21 protein-coding genes are annotated in these 24092 nt (G+C 57.7%); 12 read left to right on the forward strand and 9 right to left on the reverse strand.

Annotated features, from left to right (window positions below):
- The 11 genes from gspG (at position 1) to USG84_RS01590 (ending at position 10829) form a co-directional block, all read left to right on the forward strand.
- On the forward strand, positions 1–450 hold the full coding sequence (gene gspG / locus USG84_RS01540; protein ID WP_006809430.1) for a type II secretion system major pseudopilin GspG: 450 nt from the start codon (positions 1–3) through the stop codon (positions 448–450).
- Complete coding sequence (gspH, locus tag USG84_RS01545; protein WP_061098733.1) at positions 450–935, forward strand: type II secretion system minor pseudopilin GspH; 486 nt, start codon at positions 450–452, stop codon at positions 933–935. Before gspG ends, gspH begins: the two co-directional genes overlap by 1 nt.
- A complete protein-coding gene (gspI, locus tag USG84_RS01550) occupies positions 928–1308 on the forward strand; it encodes a type II secretion system minor pseudopilin GspI (RefSeq protein WP_061098732.1) in 381 nt (126 codons plus the stop codon). Before gspH ends, gspI begins: the two co-directional genes overlap by 8 nt.
- Positions 1305–1928, forward strand: a complete 624-nt coding sequence (gspJ, locus tag USG84_RS01555; RefSeq protein ID WP_253541368.1) for a type II secretion system minor pseudopilin GspJ — start codon at positions 1305–1307, stop codon at positions 1926–1928. Before gspI ends, gspJ begins: the two co-directional genes overlap by 4 nt.
- Positions 1925–2935 carry a type II secretion system minor pseudopilin GspK gene (gspK, locus tag USG84_RS01560; protein ID WP_151412810.1) on the forward strand — a complete coding sequence of 337 codons (1011 nt, stop codon included), beginning with the start codon at positions 1925–1927 and terminating at the stop codon, positions 2933–2935. The genes gspJ and gspK overlap by 4 nt, the downstream gene beginning before the upstream one ends.
- Before the next feature lie 15 nt (positions 2936–2950).
- Positions 2951–4084: a type II secretion system protein GspL gene (gspL, locus tag USG84_RS01565; protein WP_253541371.1), complete on the forward strand. Its 1134-nt coding sequence runs from the start codon at positions 2951–2953 to the stop codon at positions 4082–4084.
- Entirely contained in the window at positions 4081–4566 is a 486-nt protein-coding gene (gene gspM, locus USG84_RS01570; protein WP_151412811.1) for a type II secretion system protein GspM, read from the forward strand. The genes gspL and gspM overlap by 4 nt, the downstream gene beginning before the upstream one ends.
- A complete protein-coding gene (locus tag USG84_RS01575) occupies positions 4563–5360 on the forward strand; it encodes a prepilin peptidase (protein WP_151412812.1) in 798 nt (265 codons plus the stop codon). Before gspM ends, USG84_RS01575 begins: the two co-directional genes overlap by 4 nt.
- Positions 5361–5616: 256 nt before the next feature.
- Positions 5617–8328 (forward strand): glycosyl hydrolase family 18 protein, encoded by a 2712-nt coding sequence (locus USG84_RS01580; protein ID WP_253541375.1) that lies wholly within the window; start codon positions 5617–5619, stop codon positions 8326–8328.
- 108 nt (positions 8329–8436) lie between these two features.
- Positions 8437–8874, forward strand: coding sequence for a type III secretion system invasion protein IagB (gene iagB, locus USG84_RS01585; RefSeq protein WP_151412813.1), 438 nt, complete (start codon positions 8437–8439; stop codon positions 8872–8874).
- A gap of 134 nt (positions 8875–9008) precedes the next feature.
- Positions 9009–10829: a glycoside hydrolase family 19 protein gene (locus tag USG84_RS01590; RefSeq protein WP_151412814.1), complete on the forward strand. Its 1821-nt coding sequence runs from the start codon at positions 9009–9011 to the stop codon at positions 10827–10829.
- Between the two features lie 144 nt (positions 10830–10973).
- On the opposite strand, the gene USG84_RS01595 is transcribed toward USG84_RS01590, so the two are convergent.
- From USG84_RS01595 to aqpZ, 8 genes are all read right to left on the reverse strand, one after another.
- On the reverse strand, positions 10974–11987 hold the full coding sequence (locus USG84_RS01595; RefSeq protein WP_253541378.1) for an NAD-dependent epimerase/dehydratase family protein: 1014 nt from the start codon (positions 11985–11987) through the stop codon (positions 10974–10976).
- Between the two features lie 91 nt (positions 11988–12078).
- Positions 12079–13515 (reverse strand): SDR family oxidoreductase, encoded by a 1437-nt coding sequence (locus USG84_RS01600; protein ID WP_320738114.1) that lies wholly within the window; start codon positions 13513–13515, stop codon positions 12079–12081.
- A gap of 10 nt (positions 13516–13525) precedes the next feature.
- Positions 13526–14527 carry a low-specificity L-threonine aldolase gene (ltaE, locus tag USG84_RS01605; RefSeq protein ID WP_253541384.1) on the reverse strand — a complete coding sequence of 334 codons (1002 nt, stop codon included), beginning with the start codon at positions 14525–14527 and terminating at the stop codon, positions 13526–13528.
- A gap of 38 nt (positions 14528–14565) precedes the next feature.
- Positions 14566–16284 carry a ubiquinone-dependent pyruvate dehydrogenase gene (gene poxB / locus USG84_RS01610; RefSeq protein ID WP_253541387.1) on the reverse strand — a complete coding sequence of 573 codons (1719 nt, stop codon included), beginning with the start codon at positions 16282–16284 and terminating at the stop codon, positions 14566–14568.
- A 264-nt stretch (positions 16285–16548) separates the two neighbouring features.
- Entirely contained in the window at positions 16549–17517 is a 969-nt protein-coding gene (hcr, locus tag USG84_RS01615; RefSeq protein WP_151412815.1) for an NADH oxidoreductase, read from the reverse strand.
- A 10-nt stretch (positions 17518–17527) separates the two neighbouring features.
- Positions 17528–19180 carry a hydroxylamine reductase gene (gene hcp / locus USG84_RS01620; protein WP_061098719.1) on the reverse strand — a complete coding sequence of 551 codons (1653 nt, stop codon included), beginning with the start codon at positions 19178–19180 and terminating at the stop codon, positions 17528–17530.
- A gap of 144 nt (positions 19181–19324) precedes the next feature.
- Positions 19325–20224 carry a lysine exporter LysO family protein gene (locus USG84_RS01625; protein ID WP_151412816.1) on the reverse strand — a complete coding sequence of 300 codons (900 nt, stop codon included), beginning with the start codon at positions 20222–20224 and terminating at the stop codon, positions 19325–19327.
- 158 nt (positions 20225–20382) lie between these two features.
- Positions 20383–21078, reverse strand: a complete 696-nt coding sequence (aqpZ, locus tag USG84_RS01630; RefSeq protein WP_014831264.1) for an aquaporin Z — start codon at positions 21076–21078, stop codon at positions 20383–20385.
- Positions 21079–21368: 290 nt separating this feature from the next.
- Here aqpZ and USG84_RS01635 point away from each other — a divergent pair, with 290 nt between their 5' ends.
- Complete coding sequence (locus USG84_RS01635) at positions 21369–23027, forward strand: ATP-dependent endonuclease (RefSeq protein ID WP_253541393.1); 1659 nt, start codon at positions 21369–21371, stop codon at positions 23025–23027.
- On the opposite strand, the gene USG84_RS01640 is transcribed toward USG84_RS01635, so the two are convergent.
- Complete coding sequence (locus USG84_RS01640) at positions 23024–23980, reverse strand: VirK/YbjX family protein (protein WP_151412817.1); 957 nt, start codon at positions 23978–23980, stop codon at positions 23024–23026. The two genes, USG84_RS01635 and USG84_RS01640, sit on opposite strands and share 4 nt — an antisense overlap.
- Between the last annotated feature and the right edge of the window lie 112 nt (positions 23981–24092).

Genomic DNA, 24092 nt, shown 5'->3' on the forward strand with positions numbered 1-24092 from the left:
ATGGCTTTAAAACGTAAAAACCTGGCGCGCCAGGCGGGCTTTACCTTGCTCGAATTAATGGTGGTTATCGTTATTCTCGGCGTTCTGGCGAGCATGGTGGTGCCGAACTTAATGGGCAATAAAGAGAAAGCGGACGAACAAAAAGCGACCAGCGATATTGTCGCCCTCGAAGGCTCGCTGGATATGTATAAGCTGGATAACCACCGTTATCCGACCACGGAGCAGGGCCTGCAGGCGCTGGTGACCAAGCCTGAAATCGCGCCAATCCCGAACGGCTACCGCGCGGACGGCTATATTCGCCGCCTGCCGCAGGACCCGTGGGGTGGGGATTACATTCTGGTCAGCCCGGGCGAACACGGCGCGGTGGACGTTTTCTCAGCCGGTCCGGACGGTGAAGCCAATACCGCTGATGATATTACGAACTGGTCTCTGGATAAGAAAGAGAAATAATGAATAAACAACGCGGCTTTACGTTGCTGGAAATTATTCTGGCGCTGGTGATATTTGCCAGCTGCGCCATGATGGTGGTGTCAACAATACCCTCGCGCAGCGGTGCGGATATATTTGGCCAGCAATTAAAAGCCCTCGTTGATTATGGTTCAGACCGTGCGGTGATGGACGGAAATATCGTCGGGCTGGTAATTACCACGGATAACTATCAGCTGGTAACGCTCGACGATAAAAACGGCGAACGTCGCTGGGTGCCGTTATCCGCAGGACGTATTACCACCAAAGGCGATTTCCCGGAGGAGATGCACGTGTCGCTCTCGCCGCAGCGCCTTGCCGCCACGGTAACCTCCGACCCGCAGGTCCTCTTTTTACCGGACGGTGAAATCAGCCGCTTCACGCTGACGCTGCAAAGCTACGACAAACAGCACCATTTCCGCGTGGTGTCGCAAGGCGCGGCCCCGGTATCGGTAGAAAACGATGGCTAATGGCAATAAAAAGCAAAAGGGGATGACGCTGCTGGAGGTGATGGTCGCGCTGACGATCTTCTCCACCGCCGCGCTGGCCCTGATGAACTCCGTCTCCCTGAACGTGCGTTTCACCCACGGCCTGGCGGACACGCTGCAGGCCAGCTGGGTGGCGGAAAATCAGCTGGCGGAAGCGCAACTCACGAAAACCGACTTCCCGGACGCCGAGGCGCAGGGGACGGAAATCATGGGCGGGCGCGGCTGGAACTGGCGCAAGCAGCGGGTAAAAACCGCCGACGGCGTCTGGGCGAACGCGATCCGCGTCTACGCGGAAGGCGACGACAGCCAGCCGGTGATTGCGCTGCACATCATTCCGCCGGGAGAGAGCAAGTGAAGAAAACGCGACGCCAGCGCGGCTTTACCCTGCTGGAGATCATGATTGCCCTGACCATCTTCGCGGTGATCAGCACGCTGGCCTGGCAAATTCTGGACGGTGCGATGCGCACCAGTTCGGCGACGGATGCCAGCGCCGCAAAGCTTAACCAGCTGCAGCGGGCCTGGAATCTGATGGAGCGCGATTTTTATCAGCTTCAGGCGCGCGCGCCGCGCAACGAGTCGGAGCTGTTTCGTCAGGAGGGTGATGCCCTTGAGCTGACCACCCTGAACGGGGTGAGCGGAACGGTCCAGCTGGAGCGCGTGCGCTGGCGGCTGGAAGAGGGGCGTCTGTACCGCGACGTCTGGCCGGTGATTGACGGCCCGGCGGACGTCAAACCCGATGAAGTGCCGATTGTCGGCGAGGTGACATCCCTGCAGTGGCGTTTTTACCGTCAGGGCTGGCAGAAAAGCTGGAGCGACGCGGCGCATCTGCCGGACGGCGTGGAGCTGACGCTGACCATGGAAAACGGCGACACCTGGCGCTGGGTCTTCACGACCCCGGGCGATATGCCTGAAGCCGCTGCGCCAGAGGCCGCGCCTGCGCCGTCGCCAGCACCGGCACCGGAAGCAAAATCATGAGTGCATTACGTAAACAGAAAGGGGTCGCGCTGCTGGTGGTGCTGATCCTGCTGGTCATGATGTCGGCGCTGGCCGCCAAAATCAGCCAGCAGTTCTGCCGCAACCTGCAGAAAACCCATTACCAGGTAAGCCAGCAGCAGCTGCGCTGGGCGATGCAGGCGCAGGAGAAGGTGGTGAAAGACCGCCTGCAGACCGACGCCAGCGGTGAAAACAAGGCCCTGAACCTTGACGGCGACTGGCACCAGCCGCTGGAAACCCGGGGCGAAGATTACACGGTGGTCAGCCAGGTGGAAGACGCGCAGGAATGCTTTAACGTCAACAACCTGCTGGCCGCAGAGAAAATACCGCAGGGGCAAAACGCGCCCGCCGTGCCGGAAAAACCGCGCAACGAGCAGATTGTTGAACAGATCCTGACGGAAAGCGGCATCAGCCACGCTGCGGCGGAAGAGGTGTATCAACAGCTGGTGGACTATCTCGATGGCGACGCGACGACGGCCAAAGACGGTGCAGAGAGCGATGCCTGGGCGGGCGTTGTGCCCGCCCGCCAGCCCGCGAACCAGATGATGCGCACCATTGCTGAGATCAAACAGCTGCCCGCGTTCCCGGTAGCGGCATACCCGAAGGTGAGCAAGCTGCTCTGCGCGCTGCCGGACTCTGCCAGCAAGGTGGATGTGAACACCCTAAAACCGGAGCAGGCCGCCTTACTGGCCGCCCTGTTCCCCGGAAAATTAACGGAAGATGACGCCGTTCGCCTGATTGACTCGCGTCCTGAAACCGGCTGGGAAAATATGGAAACCTTCAGCAAGGCGCTGGAGCAAACCTTCCCGCAGTTGAAAGACGATCTCCCGCAGGTGGCCGAGCTTCTCTCCATCAGCAGCCGGTATTTCCGCGTGAACTATACCGGCAATACCGATGAATTAACGCTTCGCGTGGTTAGCCAGCTTCAGGTCAATAACGAGGCCGGTGAGATCGTGACGTGGCAACGTCGTTACCGAATGATTGAATAAGAAAAGTAGATCGCTATGAAACAGGTACTTTTTGTTCGTCCCGATAACCGCGAGGGCGGGAAAATAATGGGCTGTGTCTCCGGCAGCCAGCAGGTTGAGACGCTGGAGAGCCTGGACGCGCTGGCGGACCATCCGCTGGCGGCCCGTGTTTGTCTGCTGCTGCCCGCCAGCAGCATGATCTTCCGCCATTTTACGCTGCCGAAGAAAGTCGCCTCTCAGGCGACGGCGTTCTCGTGGATGGCGGAAGAGACGCTGATTGGCGACGTGGATAATCTCCACTGGACTGTGCTGAACAAAAAAGGCGCCGAGGTGGATGCGGTGGCGATAGACGCCGACCTGCTGCGCGGGTGGTTAAGCCGCTGCCAGGAGGCGGGGTTAAAGGTGATCCAGGTGCTGCCGGATGCCTGGCTGCTCCCCGTGACGGCGGGCGGAAGTACCCTTGTTGCCGTGGATGACGGCTACTGGCTGCGCTTATCACCGCACGTCGCCAGCGAAATGGAGGCGAGCCTGCTGCCGCTTCTGATGCAGAAGGCCGGAGAGGGGGAGGTGTGCTGTTACGGCGAAGCGCCTGCTGGTGTGGTCGTCGACATCGCTCAGGCATGGCAGCATCCGCTGGTGCTGATCCAGCCCCAGTGGCAGGCCTGTCGCGTCACGCTCCTGCACGGCGAGTTCAGCCCTAAAGCGGGTAACGGTAAAGCCTCGAAAGGCGTTAAAGCGGCGCTCGTCGCAGCGGGCCTGCTCTCTCTCGGCCTGTTGCTGGGCCCGCGCGTCGCCATGGCCTGGATGCTGGTGCAGCAGGAAAATCAGCTTCAGCAGGAGATCCTGCAGGTTTACCAGCACCATTTCCCCAGCATGCGCCAGCAGACCAATATCAAATACCACTTTGGTCAAAATATGAAAAAGCAGAGCAAAGGGGTGTTTCTGCAGCTGGAAGATCTGGAAAAAGCCAGGCAGGCCGTGCCCGCGCTGGAGATCGCGCTGCTCGAATACGATGCTCAGCAAAATACGCTGACGCTGAGCGCCAGTTCGCAAAGCCAATCCGCGTTGCAGGCGTTTGTAAACCAGGCGGGGGAGTATTTCGATTTCACCTTACAGCCTGTTTCGACCTCTGCTCCTTATACCGCCATGATCGCAGGGAAATATAAATGAAAGAGCGAATCACGCAGCTTAAGTCTCGTTACCAGAATTACAGCGCCAGGGAAAAAATCATTCTGAAAATATGTGCCGCCGCAATAGCGGGGGCGGTTATTTATTATGCGGGCATGATCCCGCTGGATAATATGATTCAGAACAGCAAGGCCACCCTGACCAGACAAAAAGAGACGCTGAACTGGATGCGCAGCGAAATAGATAAAAACCATCTTCAGGTCCAGATTGTCAAAACGGATAATCCACGCACGGTGGTAGAGAACAGCGCCCAGGAAATTCATCTCCCTCTGGCGGATGTGCGTCAGGATGGGCAAACATTATCGTTCGTGGTCAGTCGCGTAAACGTCTACGAATTGAAAAACTGGCTGCGGGAAATAAACCAGACTTCCGGCGTCAGGCTGCAGAAAATGAACCTCACGCCGGTGGATCATCTCAGCGATGTGAAAGCGGAAGTCCAGCTCACCTGGAGCAAAAACGCATGAGTACGTTCGCGCTGATGCGGGACGTTTACCCGGTGGGGTTCCCGTTAATGAGTGCGATCTTAGGCGGCATTGTCGGAAGCTTTCTTGGGGTGGTTGCCGAACGCGTGCCGGGCATGGTCATGCAGGAAGAGGGTGGCGGTAATCTGCTCTTTCCGGCCTCGCATTGCCCGGCGTGTCAGCACACGCTGGCCGCCTGGGAGAATATCCCGCTGGTCAGCTGGCTTGTATTACGCGGGCGCTGCCGCGAGTGCAAAACGGCTATCCCCCTGCGGCTATTTTTAATCGAGCTTTTTTCCGCACTGTTTTGCGGCATCACCGCCTGGTGGATGCCGGACATCCAGTCACTCTTTGCCGTGTGGCTGCTGGCCGCCTTTTTGCTGCCCCTGGCGATAATCGACTGGCGATATCAGCTTCTGCCGGATTGTCTGACGCAGCCGCTGCTGTGGGCAGGATTATTGTTCCATGTGTTTGACCACACGCTGCCGCTGCGCGATGCGCTGTTCGGTGCGGTAGCGGGCTACCTCTCCCTCTGGCTGCTCTACTGGGCATTTCGGTTGTTTACAGGACGGGAAGGGCTGGGATATGGCGATTTTAAGCTGCTGGCGGCCTTAGGCGCCTGGTGCGGCTGGCAGGCGCTGCCTTCGATTGAACTCGCGGCAGCGCTGAGCGGTATTGTGGGTTATTTCACCGTAAATAATTTAAATAAAAATAACCTCACTATTTCTTTCGGACCGTATCTCTCATTTGCTGGAATAGTGGTGTTTATTGGACAGCAGTTTGCTTTCATATTTTAAATATACGGGTCAAGTTTTTTTATAAATTTTTTGACGGTGGAAGAGAAGGACGCCTCTTTGCGCTCAGTGTATCGTAAGAGATATAAGCTACACGGAATTTGGGCTTGTATCTTTTTATGGAGGAATACAACGCAGCAAAACGTTTTTTATTGTCACGGTTTTCAGGTTGGTTAAATAAGCTTTACGCAAATAGACTCCATGCTCTCAAGGAAGACATGGATTATTACGTTACGTATAAATTTATCAGGAAATAAAAATGAAATTTATGAAGCCTAAATATCTGGCGCTCTTTATTGCGGCGGCAACCAGCTCCGCATTTGCAGCGGCGCCAGGCGCACCGACTCTCGGCTACGGCAACGACAAATTTGCCCTGGTTGAAGTGGATCAGAATGCTCAGGATTATAACAATCTGGTCAAAGTGCATAACGATGGCGTGGATGTCAAAGTGGAATGGAACGTCTGGAGCGGAGATGCACCGACTTCAGCTAAAGTTCTGCTGGACGGACAGACCGTGTGGACCGGTGCGGGCGGCGCGACGGGCTCTGCTACGTTCAAAGTGAAAAAAGGCGGACGCTATCAGGAGCAGGTAGAAGTGTGTAACGCCAGCGGCTGTGCGAAAAGCGCCAGCAAGCTGATTATCGTCGCTGATACCGACGGTAGCCACCTGCTGCCGCTGAATACGCCTCTGCAGGAAAACAACAAAACCTTCGCGAAACACACCGACAAGGTGGTTGCAGCCTACTTCCCTGAATGGGGCGTTTACGATCGTAACTTCCCGGTAGATAAAATTCCTGCGGCCAACCTCAACCACATTCTGTACGGCTTTATTCCAATCTGTGGCGGCGACGGCATTAACGACGGCCTGAAAACCATTGAAGGCGGCAACAGCTTCCGCGTGCTGCAGAACGACTGTAAAGGCCGTCCTGACTTCACCGTGGCAATTCACGATCCATGGGCCGCGCTGCAAAAATCTCAGGCAGGCGTCTCCAACTGGGACGACCCGTACAAAGGTAACTTTGGCCAGCTGATGGCGCTGAAAAAAGCGCATCCGGACCTGAAAGTGCTGCCATCCATCGGCGGCTGGACGCTCTCCGATCCGTTCTTCCACATGGGCGATCCGGCAATTCGCGCCCGCTTCGTCTCCTCTGTGAAAGAGTTCCTCCAGACCTGGAAATTCTTTGACGGTGTGGATATCGACTGGGAATTCCCTGGCGGCGGCGGTGTAACCGAAACCCTGGGCAATCCGCAGCAGGATAAAGCAACCTATACCGCGCTGATGCACGACCTGCGCACCATGCTGAACGAGCTGTCTGCTCAGACTGGCCGTACCTATGAACTGACCAGCGCCATCGGTGCAGGCCGCGATAAGATTGAAGACGTGGATTACACCACTGCTCAGCAGTACCTCGACCATATCTTCCTGATGAGCTACGACTTCTACGGCGGCTGGAGCAACACCGTTCTGGGTCACCAGGCTGCACTGCGTGCGCCAGCATGGCGTCCAGACACCGACTACACCACTGAAAATGGCGTTAACGCGCTGCTGTCACAGGGCGTACAGCCAGGCAAGATCGTGGTGGGTGCGGGCATGTATGGCCGCGGCTGGACCGGCGTGCATGGCTACACCGGTGACAATCCATTCACCGGTACCGCCACCGGGATGGTGAAAGGCACCTGGGAACCTGGCGTGGTTGACTATCGTCAGATCGTTAATGAGTACAAAGGCAAGCCAGGCTGGGAATATGGTTATGACGCGGACGCAGAAGCACCATATGTCTTCAATAAGTCTACCGGCGACCTGATCACCTATGAAGATGCACGCTCTACCGCCGCTAAAGGCAAGTACGTGCTGTCTAAAAACCTGGGTGGTCTCTTTGCCTGGTCCATCGACTCTGATACCGGCGACATCCTGAACGCGATGAACGAAAGCCTGCTGGGCGGTTCTACCCCGGTTGATCCGGTGGTCACCAACCACGCGCCAATCGCTTCCTCTGCGGATCAGAACGTCTCTGGCCCGGCAACCGTCACGCTTGATGGCTCTGCTTCCAGCGATCCGGATGGCGATGCGATTACCTACAAATGGACCCAGGTTTCTGGCCCATCTGTGACCATCACCAACAGCACCAAAGCGAAAGCGACCTTCAACATTCCGGCAGCGACCAGCGACCAGAGCATGACGTTCCGCCTGACGGTTACGGATGCAAAAGGCCTGAGCAACGCAATTGATGTGCAGGTTGTGAACAAAGCGCCGAAAGCGAACCAGGCTCCAGTTGTGAACGCAATGGAAGCGGTAACGCTGCAGGCAGGGGAAACCTATTCTCTGCATGCGCAGGCTGCGGATCCAGACGGTGATGCACTGACCTACGCCTGGAGCGTTCCAGCGGATATGCACGCCACCGGTACTGATACCGCGAACGTAAGCATCACTGCGCCAGACGTTGCCTCTACGTCGACTTACACCCTGAGCGTGGTCGTAGGCGATGGTAAAACCAGCGTGCAGTCTAACGTGCAGGTTACCGTGAATCCGAAACCGGCTGACGTTACGCCACCGGCTGATGACGTAACTCCTCCGGCTGATGATGTGACGCCTCCATCTGATGATGTCACTCCACCGTCTGACGAAGGTTCTGCAACCGGTAGCTGCGACGCGCCTGTCGATGCTAACGCCAGCAAATATGCCGCTTGGGATGCCAGCAAAATCTACAACAATGGCGATACCGTAAGCTTCGACCATCTGGTGTGGAAAGCGAAGTACTGGACGCAGGGCAACCAGCCTGGCTTCGGCGTGGATGCCTGGGAACTGGTCAGCGACGTGAAGATGAACTGGCGTTCTGATCTCGTCTACAACGGCGGCGAAACCACAACCTACCAGGGCAACGTTTACCGTGCCAAATGGTGGACCCGCGGTGATAACCCGGCCAACAGCGATGTATGGGTGAAAGAAGGTCCTTCAACAGACTGCAAATAATCTAGCCCGATAAACACTCACCATTCCCGCTGGGGATGGTGAGTGATTCAAACTTCATTTTACAGGATGTTACTAAGGAGAAATCACTGACGCTTACAGCAGGTAAAAATGAAAAAGTTAATATTGTTGTTATTGATAATAAGCCAAAGCGCGCTGGCAAATTGTTGGGACAGAGCCGCGCACTATTATCATGTCGATCCCTATTTATTGTATGCCATTGCTAATGTTGAATCCGGTATGAATCCATACGCGATTGGGAAAAATCATGACGGCACGCGTGATGTCGGGCTAATGCAAATTAACAGTACACATTTTACGGAGCTGGAAAGCAGAGGCATTGACGAATATCGACTGATGACCGAGCCCTGTACGTCCATCATGGTCGGCGCCTCGATCCTTTCCGGGATGATAAAGGTATATGGCTATAACTGGGAAGCGGTAGGTGCCTATAACGCCGGGTTAAAAAAAGAGAATTATCCGCAGCGAATGATGTATGCCCATAAGGTCTGGAAAAAATATCAGCAGTTGAAATTAGCGGCGCAATAGAAAGGTTTTTTATTTTTGAAGAATTCCCGAGGGTGTTCTTCGAAAAGTGAAAACAGCTGTCTGTGGTTTATTTATTAAAGGATTAATACATAAGCCGGGATTTAACTTTAACTTCAATTAACAGGAATACTGAAATGAATAAAAGGACGTTACTGAGTGTACTCGTTGCCGGCGCATGCGTAGCACCGTTTATGGCGCAGGCTGCCTCGCTGCAGGCGACCACCAGTGAACCATACACCATGAAAGCCAGCGATCTGGCGAAGAAAGAGAAGGAATTGACGGATTTCCCGCTGATGGCTTCGGTTAAAGAGACCATCAAGACGCTGGATAACGCCCAGGTAGAACTGATTGAACCAGGCCGCGCGGCAAACCCGGACAACGTGAAGCGCGTTGAAGGGATCGTGAAGGCCAGCGACTGGGAATATCTCTTCCCGCTGCGCGCTCAGGCATATACCTACAGCAACTTCCTGAAAGCGGTGGGTAAATTCCCGGCGCTGTGTAAGACCTACAACGACGGTCGCGACAGCGACGCGATCTGCCGCAAAGAGCTGGCAACCATGTTTGCGCACTTTGCTCAGGAAACCGGCGGCCACGAAAGCTGGCGTCCGGAAGCCGAATGGCGACAGGCGCTGGTTCACGTGCGTGAAATGGGCTGGAGCGAAGGCCAGAAGGGCGGCTATAACGGCGAATGTAACCCGGACGTGTGGCAGGGGCAGACCTGGCCGTGCGGTAAAGACAAAGACGGCGACTTCCTGAGCTACTTTGGCCGCGGTGCGAAGCAGTTGTCTTACAACTACAACTACGGTCCATTCTCTGAGGCGATGTACGGCGACGTGCGCACCCTGCTCGATAAACCTGAGCTGGTGGCGGACACCTGGCTGAACCTGGCGAGTGCGATCTTCTTCTTCGCCTACCCGCAGCCGCCAAAACCAAGCATGCTGCAGGTTATCGACGGCACGTGGCAGCCGAACGATCATGATAAAGCCAACGGTCTGGTCCCCGGCTTCGGCGTGACCACCCAGATCATCAACGGCGGCGTAGAGTGCGGCGGCCCGACTGAAATTGCCCAGTCTCAGAACCGCATCAAGTACTACAAAGAGTTCGCGAACTACCTGAAAGTGCCTGTCCCGGCCAACGAAGTGCTGGGCTGCGCCAACATGAAGCAGTTTGACGAAGGTGGTGCTGGTGCCCTGAAGATTTACTGGGAACAGGACTGGGGATGGAGCCCGGATACGCCGACGGGTTCAACCTATGCGTGCCAGCTGGTGGGTTACCAGACGCCGTTCAGCGCCTTTAAAGACGGTGACTACACCAAGTGCGTGCAGAAGTTCTACAACGTCAACATCGTAAACGATGACGGCTCTGCCGTAACGCCGGACGAAACCCCGGTAACGCCAGCGCCTTCAGAAGATGAAACGCCGGCACCGGCTCCAGCGCCGACGCCGGATGAAACCCCGGCTGAGCCTGTTGCGGTGAACCATGCACCGGTTGCGCACATTGCTGGCCCAATCGGCGCCGTTGAAGCGGGTGCACAGGTTTCTCTGAGCGCGGAAGGTTCTACCGATGCGGATGGTAACAAGCTGACCTACACCTGGCGTTCTCAGGATGGCCAGACCGTGACCGGTCAGGACAAAGCGGTTGTGACCTTCAAGGCGCCAGAATCCGCCACGGCGCAGCAGATTGAAGTGAGCCTGACCGTCAGCGATGGCGAACTGAGCAGCACCACCTCCTACCTGCTGAACGTGAAGGCGAAAGCCTCAACGCCTTCTCAGGATGACGGTGCTTACCCGGCGTGGAGCGCGAACAGCAAGTACAACGCAGGTGATATCGTGAACAACCACGGTAAACTGTTCCAGTGCAAACCGTTCCCGTACAGCGGCTGGTGTAACAACGCCCCGGCATACTATGAACCAGGCGCAGGTCTGGCATGGGCTGATGCCTGGACGGCTCTGTAAAAGCGAAACGGCAACCGAAAGGTTGCCGTTTTAGTGTTTGCACCCTCTCCCGGTGGGAGAGGGCCGGGGTGAGGGCATCAGGCCGCACACTCTGTCTTTTGCCGGGTGGCGTTGCGCTTACCCGGCCTACATGAGGCTGGACGCTTACCGGTGCAACTTCCCGTGATCCCGTAACCACGCCGCCGTGCGCACAATGCCTTCATCCAGCGTCACAATTGGCTTATATCCCAGTTCAATCTCAGCGCGCGAAATATCCAGCGTAAAATCAAAGTTAAGCTTCGACACGCCGTAGTGCGTCAGCGCGGGCTCTTTGGCGGATTTACTGCCAAAACGCTCCATGCTGCGGGCGATCATGTCCAGCATCGGGTAGGGCACGGAACGGATACGGCAGTCGATCTGCAGTTCATCAATCAGCCGCTGCACGATGCTGCGCAGCGTGCACGGTTCACCGTTGGTGATGTTATAGGCGCGGCCGGAAATGAGCTTATCGCAGTCCGGCTGGCTTGCCAGCCACATGGCGTGGACGGCATTTTCGTAATAGGTCATGTCCACCAGCGCATCGCCGCCGCGCGGCAGCAGCACGCTGCCGTAGTGGTGCATCATCTGCGCCAGACGCGGAATAAACACTTTGTCGTGCGGTCCGAACAGGCTCTGCGGGCGCAGGACGGTAAAGCGGGTATGCGGGTTTGACTGCGCCAGCAGGTCGATCACCTCTTCGCTGGCCGCCTTGCTGCGGGCAAACTCGCAGGCAAAGCGAGCAGGGCGGAAATCTTCCTGCACGTCGCGATGGTGGTGATAGTCGAAATAGAGCGACGGGGAGGAGATATGGATAAAGTTACGCACGCCCCAGGCGACGGCCCATTCGCCCAGACGACGCGTGGCGCGCACGTTGGCGAGATCGAAGGCTTCCTGGGTCCCCCACGGGGAGGTAAAACTGGAGCAGTGCCACAGCGTGTCGATACCGGCGAGCATCACCTTCGCCTGCGAGGAGACCAGCTCCGTCAGGTCGGCATGGACGAACTCCGCGCCCATTTTTTGCAGCAGTTTACCCATCGCTTCGTTGCGACCGGTGGCCCTGACGCTGATGCCCTTGTTGCGCAGAAATTCGACCGCATTTCGGCCTAAGCCGCTGGTCGCCCCGGTAACCAGTACCTTCATATCAATCCACTGTGTTGAAAAGAATTTCGTGCGCATTCTTTCGTGAATTACGATGTGTTGCAATGGGAAAGGTGAAAGAAAGAGGGTTTTATTAACTTATTTTCGTCTTTTGTTCTGCCAGTTGCGCAATGCGTTTTGCCATTCCCCGGAAGATAAACAGATGGGCGGGGATCATAAACAGCCAGTAGAACAGACCCGGCATCCCGTGCGGGTGCCACCAGGCGCGAACGTCCAGCTCCCGGTGGTCGCCTTTGTCCTTGAGGGTAAAGCAGAGTCGCCCCAGCCCCGGTGCCTTCATGCCGAACAGCAGCGCCAGCTGTTTTTCCGGCTCGACGATGATCACCTTCCAGCTGTCGACCGCATCGCCTGGCTTAAGATACGGATGCGCCGGGCGACCTTTCGCCAGACGGTGACCGACCAGCAGGTCCAGTGCGCCGCGCGTTTGCCAGAGAATATTGCCGAAGAAATAGCGCTCTTTGCCGCCGATCTGGTTCACCACTTCCCACAGCGCGTGAAGGCTCGCAGAGGTTTTTACCGTGCAGCCCGCCTGCTTCGGGTAATAGCCGTACTCGGGGCGCCAGCGGGCAAAGGCCTGCGCGTCGTAGCCCCAGTCGCTGGAGTTCACCAGCTTCTCTTCTTCCTTCAGCGTATGACGCACCGCGTCGTCAAAGCGGATCAATTCCTGGGGGATCAATGCGCGCAGCGCGCGATCGTCCGCCAGCAGATCGTGCTTCAGCCCCTGGATCAGCGCTTTCGCGGTCGTCGGGGGAACCGAGGTGATCACATTCAAAAACCACACCGATATCCACCGGGTCGGGAAGGGGATGGGCACCAGCCAGCGTTTGCGGCCGCTCACCCGCATAAAATGTTCGAACTGCTCCTGATAGCTCAGCACTTCCGGGCCTGCCGCCTCCAGCACGCGGTGTTGTTCTGCCGGGCGATCCAGCAGGGCCACCAGATAGTGAAGAAGGTTCTCCAGCGCAATCGGCGTGGTGCGCGAGCGCACCCAGCGCGGCGGGGTCAGCACCGGCAGGTTGTAGACCATATCGCGCATCACTTCGAAGGCGGCAGAACCCGCGCCGACGATGATCCCGGCGCGCAGTTCGGTAACGGGAATATTCGCCCCGCGCAGCGTGTCGGCCGTCAGCTGGCGGGCGCGCAGATGGTCGGACTGCTCGTGTTCGGGCGCCTGGAGCGAGCTCAAAAAAATCACCTGCTTCACCGGGGTTTGCAGCAGGGCATCGCGGACGTTCATCGCCACCTGCCGCTCGTGGGCGATAAAATCCCCGCCTTCGCCCATGCTGTGGACCAGGTAGTAAAGCGTGTCGACCCCTTCCAGCAGCGCGGGAAGTTCCTTCGGCCAGTTGAGATCGACGTTGTGACAGGTCACGCCAGGCAAAGCGAGTTTTTGCAGACGCTCGGTGCTGCGTGCCGTTGCCCGCACCTGATGCCCCTGCTGGCTTAACGCAGTGGTGAGATGCTGACCAATATATCCGCTGGCGCCAAGCACCAGAATGCGTTGCGGCACGTGATGCTCCTTAGCGCTGTAAAAACGCCTGCCAGTGTTTCACCACGTCCGCCAGCTGTTCGCGGCTCACGTCGAGATGCATCACCAGGCGCACGACCGGGGAGGCGTTGATCAGCACGCCACGGGCTTTCATAAATTCGCCCAGCGCAGCGGCGTGCTCGTCGCCCACGCGCACGAACAGCATGTTGGTGTCGTGACGCATCACGTCCGCGCCTATCTCGCGCAGCTGCGTTGCCATCCACGCGGCGTTATCGTGATCGTCCTTAAGGCGCGCCACGTTGTTTTTTAACGCGTAAAGTCCCGCAGCCGCCAGAATGCCCGCCTGACGCATGCCGCCGCCGGTCATTTTACGCCAGCGGTTGGCGCGCTTGATATAGTCCGCATTGCCGACCAGCAGAGAACCCACCGGCGTTCCCAGACCCTTAGAGAGGCAAATGGTGAACGAGTCGCAATATTGCGTTATCTCTTTCAGCTCGCAGCCGTACTCCACGACGGCGTTAAAAATGCGCGCGCCGTCAACGTGCAGGCCGAGCCCGCGCTCGCGGGTGAACTCCCACGCGGCTTTCAGGTATTCGCGCGGCAGCACTTTGCCGTTGTGGGTGTTTTCGAGGCTGAGCAGCCTGGTGCGGGCGAAGTGAATATCGTCAGCTTTGATTTTCGCCGCGACTTTATCCAGCGGCAGGGAGCCGTCCGGCGCGGCGTCAATCGGCTGCGGCTGGATGCTGCCAAGCACCGCCGCGCCGCCGGCTTCGTACAGGTAGTTATGCGCGCCCTGGCCGACGATATACTCTTCACCGCGCTCGCAGTGGCTTAGGAGCGCCACCAGGTTCGCCTGCGTGCCGGTCGGCAGGAACAGCGCGGCCTCCTTGCCGCTCAGCTCTGCCGCATAGCGCTGCAGTTCGTTGACCGTCGGGTCATCGCCGTAGACGTCGTCCCCGACCGGGGCGGCCATCATCTCTTCGAGCATGGCGCGGCTCGGGCGGGTAACGGTATCACTACGCAAATCAATCATTTCACATCCCTTTATTTTAAGAGGTCATGCGAAATGTTTTACCTGAGCCAGTTGGTTTTTGCCAGTTCGATCACTTCGTCACCGCGCCCGCTGATGATGGCGCGCAGCATGTAGAGGCTAAAACCTTTAGCCTGTTCCAGCTTGATCTGCGGCGGGATGGCCAGCTCTTCTTTGGCGACGACCACGTCCACCAGTACCGGACCGTCGATGGAGAAGGCGCGCTGCAGGGCTTCATCCACCTCGGAGGCTTTTTTCACGCGAATGCCGGTGATGCCGCAGGCCTCGGCAATGCGGGCGAAGTTGGTGTCGTGCAGCTCGGTGCCGTCCGTGAGATAGCCTCCGGCCTTCATCTCCATCGCCACGAAGCCCAGCACGCTGTTGTTAAAGACCACGATTTTCAGCGGAAGCTTCATCTGCACCACCGACAGGAAATCCCCCATCAGCATGCTGAACCCGCCGTCGCCGCACATCGCCACGACCTGACGCTCCGGTGCCGTCGCTTTTGCGCCCAGCGCCTGCGGCATGGCGTTGGCCATCGAGCCGTGGTTGAACGAGCCGAGCAGTCGGCGTCTGCCGTTCATCTTCAGATAGCGCGCCGCCCAGACGGTGGGCGTGCCGACGTCGCAGGTAAAAATGGCGTCGTCGTCCGCAAAATGGCTGATCTGCTGCGCCAGATACTGCGGGTGGATGGCTTTGTCGCTCGGTTTGGCGAGATCGTCCAGCCCCTTGCGCGCGTCGCGGTAGTCGCTCAACGCCTTATCAAGGAACTTGCGGTCGGTTTTCTCTTCAAGCAGCGGCAGCAGCGCGGCAAGGGTGGATTTGATATCGCCCACCAGCGCCATATCGACCTTGCTGTGCGCGCCGATGCTGGACGGGTTGATATCAATCTGAATAATTTTGGCATCCGTCGGGTAGAACGCGCGATACGGGAACTGGGTGCCGAGCAGGACCAGCGTGTCGGCGTTCATCATGGTGTGGAAGCCGCTGGAAAAACCGATCAGCCCGGTCATGCCTACATCAAAGGGGTTGTCGTACTCGACGTGCTCTTTGCCGCGCAGGGCGTGGACGATTGGCGCTTTGAGCTTGCCGGCGAACTCAAGTAGCTCTTTATGCGCGCCCGCGCAGCCGCTGCCGCACATCAGGGCGATGTTGCTGGAGTAGCGCAGCAGCTGCGCCAGCTTTTTCAGCTCCTCTTCGGCTGGCGTCACCACCGGCTGCGGGGCGTGATACCAGTGGGTGCTTGCCCCTTCCGGCGCGGCCTTGAGCGCCACGTCGCCGGGGATGACGACGACTGACACGCCGCGGTTCAGCACCGCCTTGCGCATGGCGATAGCCAGCACCTGCGGGATCTGCTCCGGGGATGAAACCAGCTCACAGTAGTGGCTGCATTCACGGAACAGCTCCTGCGGATGCGTCTCCTGAAAATAGCCGCTGCCGATTTCGGAAGAGGGGATATGGGCGGCAATCGCCAGCACCGGCACGTGGTTTCGGTGGCAGTCGAACAGGCCGTTGATCAGATGCAGGTTGCCTGGCCCGCACGAGCCCGCACACACGGCCAGTTCCCCGGTGAGCTGCGCTTCGGCACCCGCGGCGAAGGCGGCGACCTCCTCATGACGGGTCGGCATCCATTCAATGGTTTTCATCTTGTTCAGGCTGTCGCTGAGCCCGTTCAGGGAATCGCCGGTCACGCCCCAGATACGTTTTACGCCAGCCTGTTCGAGCGTTTTCGCTATATATGCAGCCACGGTTTGTTTCATGGTTGTCCGTCTCCTTTTTGTGATATCGCTTACAAGCTTAGAAGAAAGTCGCCGCATTGCCCGTCGAATCCCTCCAATTAAAAGGTGCTTTTCAGGCGCAATTAAGCGGTATGCCGATGGGAAAAGGGGGCCGGAATTAATCGCCTGAGGGGGAGATCGGCGAAGTAGTGGTTAAGCTGTTGTTGGTCGGATAAACGCGGTGCCACCCAATAAAAAGCCCGGTGGCGCTAGCGCTTACCGGGCCTACGATCGAACATTTACCGCTTATGCGAGGACCAGATCACCCTGCGGATGACACGAGCACGCCAGCACGTAACCCTCGGCAATTTCCGCGTCGGACAGCGTCATGGTGCTGGTGACGGTATACTCCCCGGAAACCACTTTCGTTTTACAGCAGCCGCACACGCCCGCACGGCAGGCCGCTACTACCGGCACCTTGTTGCTTTCCAGCGCCTCCAGCAGCGTGGTGCCCACTCGGCCAAAGAAGGTCTGCGCGGGCTGCAGTTTGGTGAACTGAATTCCGCTGGTTGCCGCTTCCGCCACCGGCGTGAAGAACTGCTCTTTGAAGAAGCGGGTCACGCCAAGCGCTTTCACTTCTTTCTCCACGATATCCATGTACGGCGCCGGGCCGCAGGTCATCACGGTACGGTTCGCGATATCCGGCACGCTTTGCAGCAGCTCGCGGCTCAGGCGGCCGGGCACAAAACCGTGCGTCGCGTTGTGTTCCGCCACCAGCGTCACCGGATAATCACGCCACTCCCCGGCAAAAATCACATCTTCCGGAGAGCGCACGCTGAAGATCGTCTGCACGTCGGCCTTCGGGCGGTTCTTCGCCAGCCAGCGGCGCATCGACATAATCGGCGTTACGCCACAGCCCGCCGCCAGCAGCAGGAATTTATCGTCTGCCTTGTCGTCACAGGTGAAATCACCCTGCGCGTCGGACAGCCAGATGTAATCCCCGCGCTTCACGTCACGGGTCAGCCACTGCGAGCCTGCGCCGTCATCAATGCGGCGGATAGTGAGCGTAATGTACTCGCTCACGCCCGGCGTGGAGGAGATCGTGTAGGCGCGCAGGGTGTCCGCCGAGTTGCGAACGCTGACCAGCGCATACTGGCCCGCACGGTAGGGATAGTAGTCGTGGCAGAGCAGCGACAGCGTCCACACATCCGGCGTCTCCTGATGGATGTGATGAACCTGCATCCGCCACGGACATTGTGAGGTTGGCATGGTCATGAATCGCTCCTTATGCGCTCAGCAGCTGCTTCATATCATCTTCAACGTTGGTGACTGAACGCAGGCCGAATTTCTCGTTCAGTACCGCCAGCAGGTCCGGCGTCAGGAAGCCTGGCGCGGTCGGGCCGGTCACGATGTTGGTCACGCCGAGTGAGAGCAGGGTTAGCAGGATCACGATCGCTTTCTGCTCAAACCAGGAGAGCACCAGGGACAGCGGCAGGTCGTTGACGCCGCAGCCGAGTTTTTCCGCCAGCGTGACCGCCAGAATGATGGCCGAGTAAGCATCGTTACACTGGCCTGCGTCAATCAGGCGCGGCAGTCCTTCAATGTTGCCGAAGTCCAGCTTGTTGAAACGGTATTTACCGCACGCCAGGGTCAGGATCAGGCAGTCTTCCGGCACGCTGGTGGCGAAATCGGTGAAGTAGTTACGCTCGCCGCGCGCGCCGTCGCATCCGCCAACCAGGAAGATGTGGCGCAGCTTTTCACGGCTGACGAGATCGATCAGCGAATCTGCGGCGCCCAGCAGGGTCTCGCGACCGAAGCCGACGGTGATCAGGTGCGGAATTTCGCTGTACGGGAAGCCCGCCATCTGCTGCGCCTGCGCAATGACCGGACCGAAATCGTCGCCTTCAAGGTGGCTCACGCCCGGCCAGCCGACGATGCTGCGGGTCCAGATGCGGTCGTCATACGCGCCCACGGTAGGGTCGATGATGCAGTTAGAGGTCATCACGATAGGGCCAGGGAAGCGGGCAAACTCCACCTGCTGGTTCTGCCAGCCGCTGCCGTAGTTACCGATCAGATGTTTAAATTTACGCAGCTCAGGGTAGCCGTGCGCCGGCAGCATTTCGCCGTGGGTATAGACGTTAACGCCGGTGCCTTCGGTCTGCTTCAGCAGGTTGTAGAGATCTTTCAGGTCATGGCCCGAAATCAGGATGCACTTGCCTTCGGTCGCTTTCACGTTGACCTGCGTTGGCGTCGGGTGGCCGTAGGTGCTGGTTTCACCGGCATCCAGAATGCTCATCACTTTGAAGTTCATCTGGCCGATTTCCATGGAGCACTCAAGCAGGGCGTTCATATCGGCAGGCCAGGTACCCAGCCACGCCATGATTTTGTGGTACTGGGCGTAGATGTCGTTATCGTACTGGCCAAGAACGTGCGCGTGCTCCATGTAGGCCGCAGCGCCTTTCAGGCCGTACAGGCACAGCAGGCGCAGGCCGAGGATGTTCTCGCCAATCGCCGCTTTGTCTTTATTCGGGGTGAATTCTGCCGCCTGACGCTGCAGGTCGCCCAGATCGTCGCTCACCAGCTGAAGCTCTGACATAGGATTGTCCACATGAGCGTTAGCATCCACCTTCAGGCACTGCGCCTTCAGCGCTTCGCGCAGGGCAATCGCTTCGCGGGCGTAGCCGACGATGCGCGGAGAATCGAAGTTAACGTTAGTCAGCGTGGAGAAAAAGGCGCGCGGCGCGAAGCTGTCGACGTAATGGTCGACAATGCCGTACTCGCGGGCTTTGAATGCCCAGGCGGAAAGCCCCTGCAGGGCGGCTATCAGCAGATCCTGCAGGTCTGATGTTTCTGCGGTTTTACCGCACATACCCTGCGCGTAAGAACAGCCATTGCCTGCCGGGGTACGGATAGTTTGTTCACATTGCACACAAAACATAATCACACCTGTTAAAGTTATATTTAATATACATGTTTAAGATTATGCCTGTGCCAGAACGGTGAAAAGGGGTTTCTGCTACAAAATAGAGGGAGATTGATTTAGCGCAATTTTGGCGGCAGGCACCCTACCGCCATGGAGGTATCAGGCGGAGAAAAACGCCATCAGGACGGGAACCAGCAGACTTAAAATAAAGCCGTGTACGATGGCGGCGGGCACCATCTCCAGCCCGCCCGAACGCTGGAGAACCGGCAGGGTAAAGTCCATCGACGTCGCGCCGCACAGGCCCAGCGCCGTTGAGCGGCTGCGGCGAACCAGACCCGGGATCAGCATGATGGCAATCAGCTCTCGCGCCAGATCGTTAAAGAAGGCGGCGCTGCCGATCACCGGGCCGAAGGATTCGGTCAGCAGAATACCGGAGAGGGAGTACCAGCCAAACCCGGAGGCCATCGCCAGGCCGGTCTTCAGCGGCAGATCGAGAATAAAGGCATTAATCACGCCCGCCACCATTGAGCTGGCGACAACCATAACGGCAACGATCATCCCCCGACGGTTAAGGACAATCTGTTTCAGCGTCATGCCGTTATTTCGCAGCTGAATACCAATCAGGAACAGCAGGAAAATCAGGGTATATTCGCTGGCGTCCGTCGCGTGCTGTAAAAATGTCCATCCGCTAAGGCCCAGAAGAAATCCAAGCACCACGACGCCGCAGAGCTTTAATGATTCCAGCGCCATTGCAATTCGGGAGGGGAGCTTCTCCTGGTGATGATTATTTTTCCACGGAATAGTGCGTTCCAGCCAGAGCAGGGCGGCAATATTGCACAGCAAAATAACCACCACGGTGACCGCGGAATAATGCAGGATGAAAAGTAAATTCGTCGCCAGATTATCCAGGAAGGCCAGGCTTATCCCCATAAAGAACAGAATGACGTAAACAATCCAGCTGAGAAAACGGTTAATAAGCTTTAAGGCCGATTCATGACGCAGCGGAATAAGATAGCCCAGAATCAGGGGTAGCAGAATAATGAGGAGTCCTGAAAACATGAACAGCCGGTCCTTTTGAGTATTCGTTAAGCGCCAGAGACACTACCCAATAAAGGCTGTACAGTAAAGCGGCAAAAGAAAGCCGGGTGGCGGCTGCGCCTTACCCGGCTTGTATGTGCGGCCTGTTGCCCTCTCCCACGGGGAGAGGGAGAAAACCATTAATCGCGTTTTTCCAGCAGGGTGCGGTACAGCACGCCGCCCAGAATACCGCCGACGATCGGCATCACCCAGAACAGCCAGAGCTGCTCAAGCGCCCAGCCGCCCTGGAAAATGGCGACGGCGGTGCTGCGCGCCGGGTTAACGGAGGTGTTGGTCACCGGAATGGAGATCAGATGGATCAACGTCAGCGCCAGACCGATGGCAATAGGCGCAAACCCTGCTGGTGCGTATTTGTCGGTTGCACCGTGGATCACCAGCAGGAAGCCTGCGGTCAGCACAATTTCAATTACGATGGCAGAAAGCATGGAATAACCGCCCGGAGAGTGTTCGCCGAAGCCGTTAGAGGCGAAGCCGCTGGCCGCCGCGTCAAAGCCCGCTTTACCGCTGGCAATGACGTACAGAACGCCTGCCGCAATAATGCCGCCAACCACCTGCGCCACGATGTAGCCAATAACCTCTTTCGCCGGGAAACGCCCGCCCGCCCATAAGCCTAATGTCACCGCCGGGTTAAAATGACCGCCGGAAATATGCCCCACGGCGAAAGCCATGGTTAATACGGTTAAGCCAAATGCCAGCGCGACGCCGACAAAACCAATACCTAATTCCGGGAATGCTGCTGCCAGAACGGCGCTACCGCAGCCACCAAATACCAGCCAGAATGTACCAAAGCATTCTGCTGCCAATTTTCTAAACATAACCACCTCAAAATAATTTTCCACGCGTTTCCCGCGCGCGGGATATATCGCCATAAAGGGATGACGACTCAAAGAGCCCGTATTTTAGAAACCAACAACATCCCTTCGCCACTTAAATAAATTGGATTAATTTGATTTAAGGCAATGTGATGTCAATCCTTGTTCAAGTCAGCGGTAAATAGAGCATAGTTCAAATCTCGCAAGCGCGAATGTTCTGCTGTCGTGCCAGGGTTCCTGCCGCTATACTGCTGATAACTTAAAGGAAAAAGTGATCATTTCGCGGGGGATTTATGCTTCTCGAACGTGTGGAAATTGTCGGGTTTCGCGGTATTAACCGCCTGTCGCTGCAGCTGGAGCAGAACAACGTCCTGATCGGCGAGAACGCGTGGGGTAAGTCCAGCCTGCTTGATGCGCTGACGCTGCTGCTCTCACCCGAAGACAAGCTGTATCACTTCGTCCACGATGATTTTTGGTTCCCACCTGGCGATATCGCAGGCCGCGAGAAGCACCTGCATATCATCCTGACGTTCCGCGAATCCGAGCCCGGCCGTCACCGCGTGCGTCGCTTCCGCCCGCTATCGCCCTGCTGGGTGCCCTGCGACGACGGCTTCCACCGGATTTTCTATCGGCTGGAAGGTGAGATGGCGGAAAGCGAGGGGGTACTGACCCTGCGTGAATTCCTTGATGAGAAAGCCAACCCGATCCCGCTGGAGAATATCGACGATCTTGCGCGTCACCTTATCCGCCTGACGCCGGTGTTACGCCTGCGCGATGCGCGCTTTATGCGCCGTATCCGTAACGGCACCGTACCGAATATGCCGGAGGTGGAAGTCACCGCCCGCGAGCTGGATTTCCTGGCGCGAGAGCTGGTGTCACGTCCGCAGAACCTCACCGATGGTCAGATTCGTCAGGGGCTGTCCGCGATGGTGCAGCTGCTGGAGCACTATTTTTCCGAGCAGGGCACGTCGGAGTCGCGCCATCGTCTGATGCGCCGTCGTTCTCATGATGAGCAGCGCAGCTGGCGCTATCTTGACATCATCAACCGGATGATCGACCGGCCCGGCGGGCGTACCCATCGGGTGATTTTGCTGGGGCTGTTTTCAACGCTTCTGCAGGCGAAGGGCACCGTCCGTCTTGACCGGGATGCCCGCCCGCTGCTGCTGGTGGAAGACCCGGAAACGCGCCTGCACCCCATCATGCTCTCCGTGGCGTGGCACCTGCTGAATCTGCTGCCGCTCCAGCGGATTACCACCACCAATTCCGGCGAGCTGCTATCGCTGACGCCGGTGGAGCACATCTGCCGTCTGGTGCGCGAGTCCTCCCGCGTATCCGCGTACCGCCTCGGGCCCGGCGGGATGAATGCCGAAGACGGGCGGCGTATCGCGTTTCACATTCGCTTTAATCGCGCCTCGTCGCTCTTCGCCCGCTGCTGGCTGCTGGTGGAGGGGGAAACGGAGACCTGGGTCATCAACGAACTGGCGCGCCAGTGCGGCCACCATTTTGATGCCGAAGGCATTAAGGTGATCGAATTTGCCCAGTCGGGATTAAAACCGCTGATAAAATTTGCCCGCCGAATGGGAATTGAATGGCATGTGCTGGTGGACGGCGACGAGGCGGGGAAAAAATATGCCTCAACCGTGCGCGGCCTGCTGAACAACGAGCGGGAAGAAGAGCGCGACCACTTAACGATGCTGCCCGCGATGGACATGGAGCATTTTATGTACCGTCAGGGCTTTGACGACGTATTCCACCGCATTGCGATGGTGCCGGTCGACGTCCCGATGAACATGCGCCGCGTGATCGCCAAAGCTATTCACCGCTCGTCAAAACCGGATTTAGCCATTGAAGTGGCGACGGAAGCGGGAAGGCGGGGCGTGGAGGCCGTTCCGACGCTGCTGCGGAAAATGTTCTCCCGCGTGCTGTGGCTGGCACGCGGGAGGGCGGATTAACGTTCGGTCGCCTGGTTCACCTGCTGAATCAGGCTATCCAGCAGCGCGTAGCGGCGACGGTATTCGGCGCGTTTTTTGCTCGCGATCTCTTCTACGGGTTTACGCGGCATGGCAAGCGGCAGCATAAAGTGGCCGCTCTCCTGCTTTTCCCCACCGAGGGAGCTCCAGAAGCCGTCGTAATCGGCCAGCAGTTTTCCCTCTTTTTTCTTGCGGTAGCGCCAGCTGCGATAAATATGGGTGGCGTTACTGACGGCAACAATCTGCGCGACCGGGAATGCTGCGCCGAACGTCATGGCGGCTTCAACCAGCAGGCGTTTCGGGAACAGACCGTGGCAGGCCTTCGTCGCTTTCTGGATCAGCTCATGGGGAACATGCGCTTTCGCACCCTGCAAGCCGCCGATGAACAGCGTCGATTTTCCTTCAAACTGGCAGAGCGTAAAGGTTAGCTCCGCCAGCACCGTATTCTGACCGTCGCAGAAGGTGAGGGTGGCCTCTCCCTCTTTATCCAGGAACGCATCGGCACACAGGCGGACGGTAAATTGCTGTTCATCTTTCCCGGTTAAGGTCAGCAGCGTAGTCCCCTGCGCCGAAAGATAACCCTTCAGGAGCGTGGCCGGGAGCTGGCGGCTCATGGCCTGGTAGTGCCAGTTCAGGGATTCCAGCGCGTGCTGGCGATCCATCGTCACCGTCAGCCAGGGACGATGAAGCCGACACGGCAGCCCGGGCTGCACCTGCAGCATCTGCATCAGACGCGGCTGCTTAGCGAGGTTCGTTAACAGGCGAGACGTGCTCACGGGCGTCGCCAGCGAACGCAGCATGAACTTACGGCGATAGGCGGGGTTCTGCCATGCAAGGCCGGGCGCGATCTTGCCGAACGCCAGGTTTTTGAAGAGCTGCCAGCCGGATGTCGGCTGCGTCAGGTTTGAAAGAGGTGTATCGACGATAGAAGACATGATAAATCCTGAGCCTTTTGGAATACCGCTATTTCAGCAGGGGAAATATCAACGTCTTGTAAACAAATTAGGGTGATTTCGGAGAACGGGGGTTTCGTTAAGGAGTCGTTTA

The organism is Enterobacter sp. 168J2 (genome assembly GCF_034107265.1).
Classification (GTDB): domain Bacteria; phylum Pseudomonadota; class Gammaproteobacteria; order Enterobacterales; family Enterobacteriaceae; genus Enterobacter; species Enterobacter nematophilus.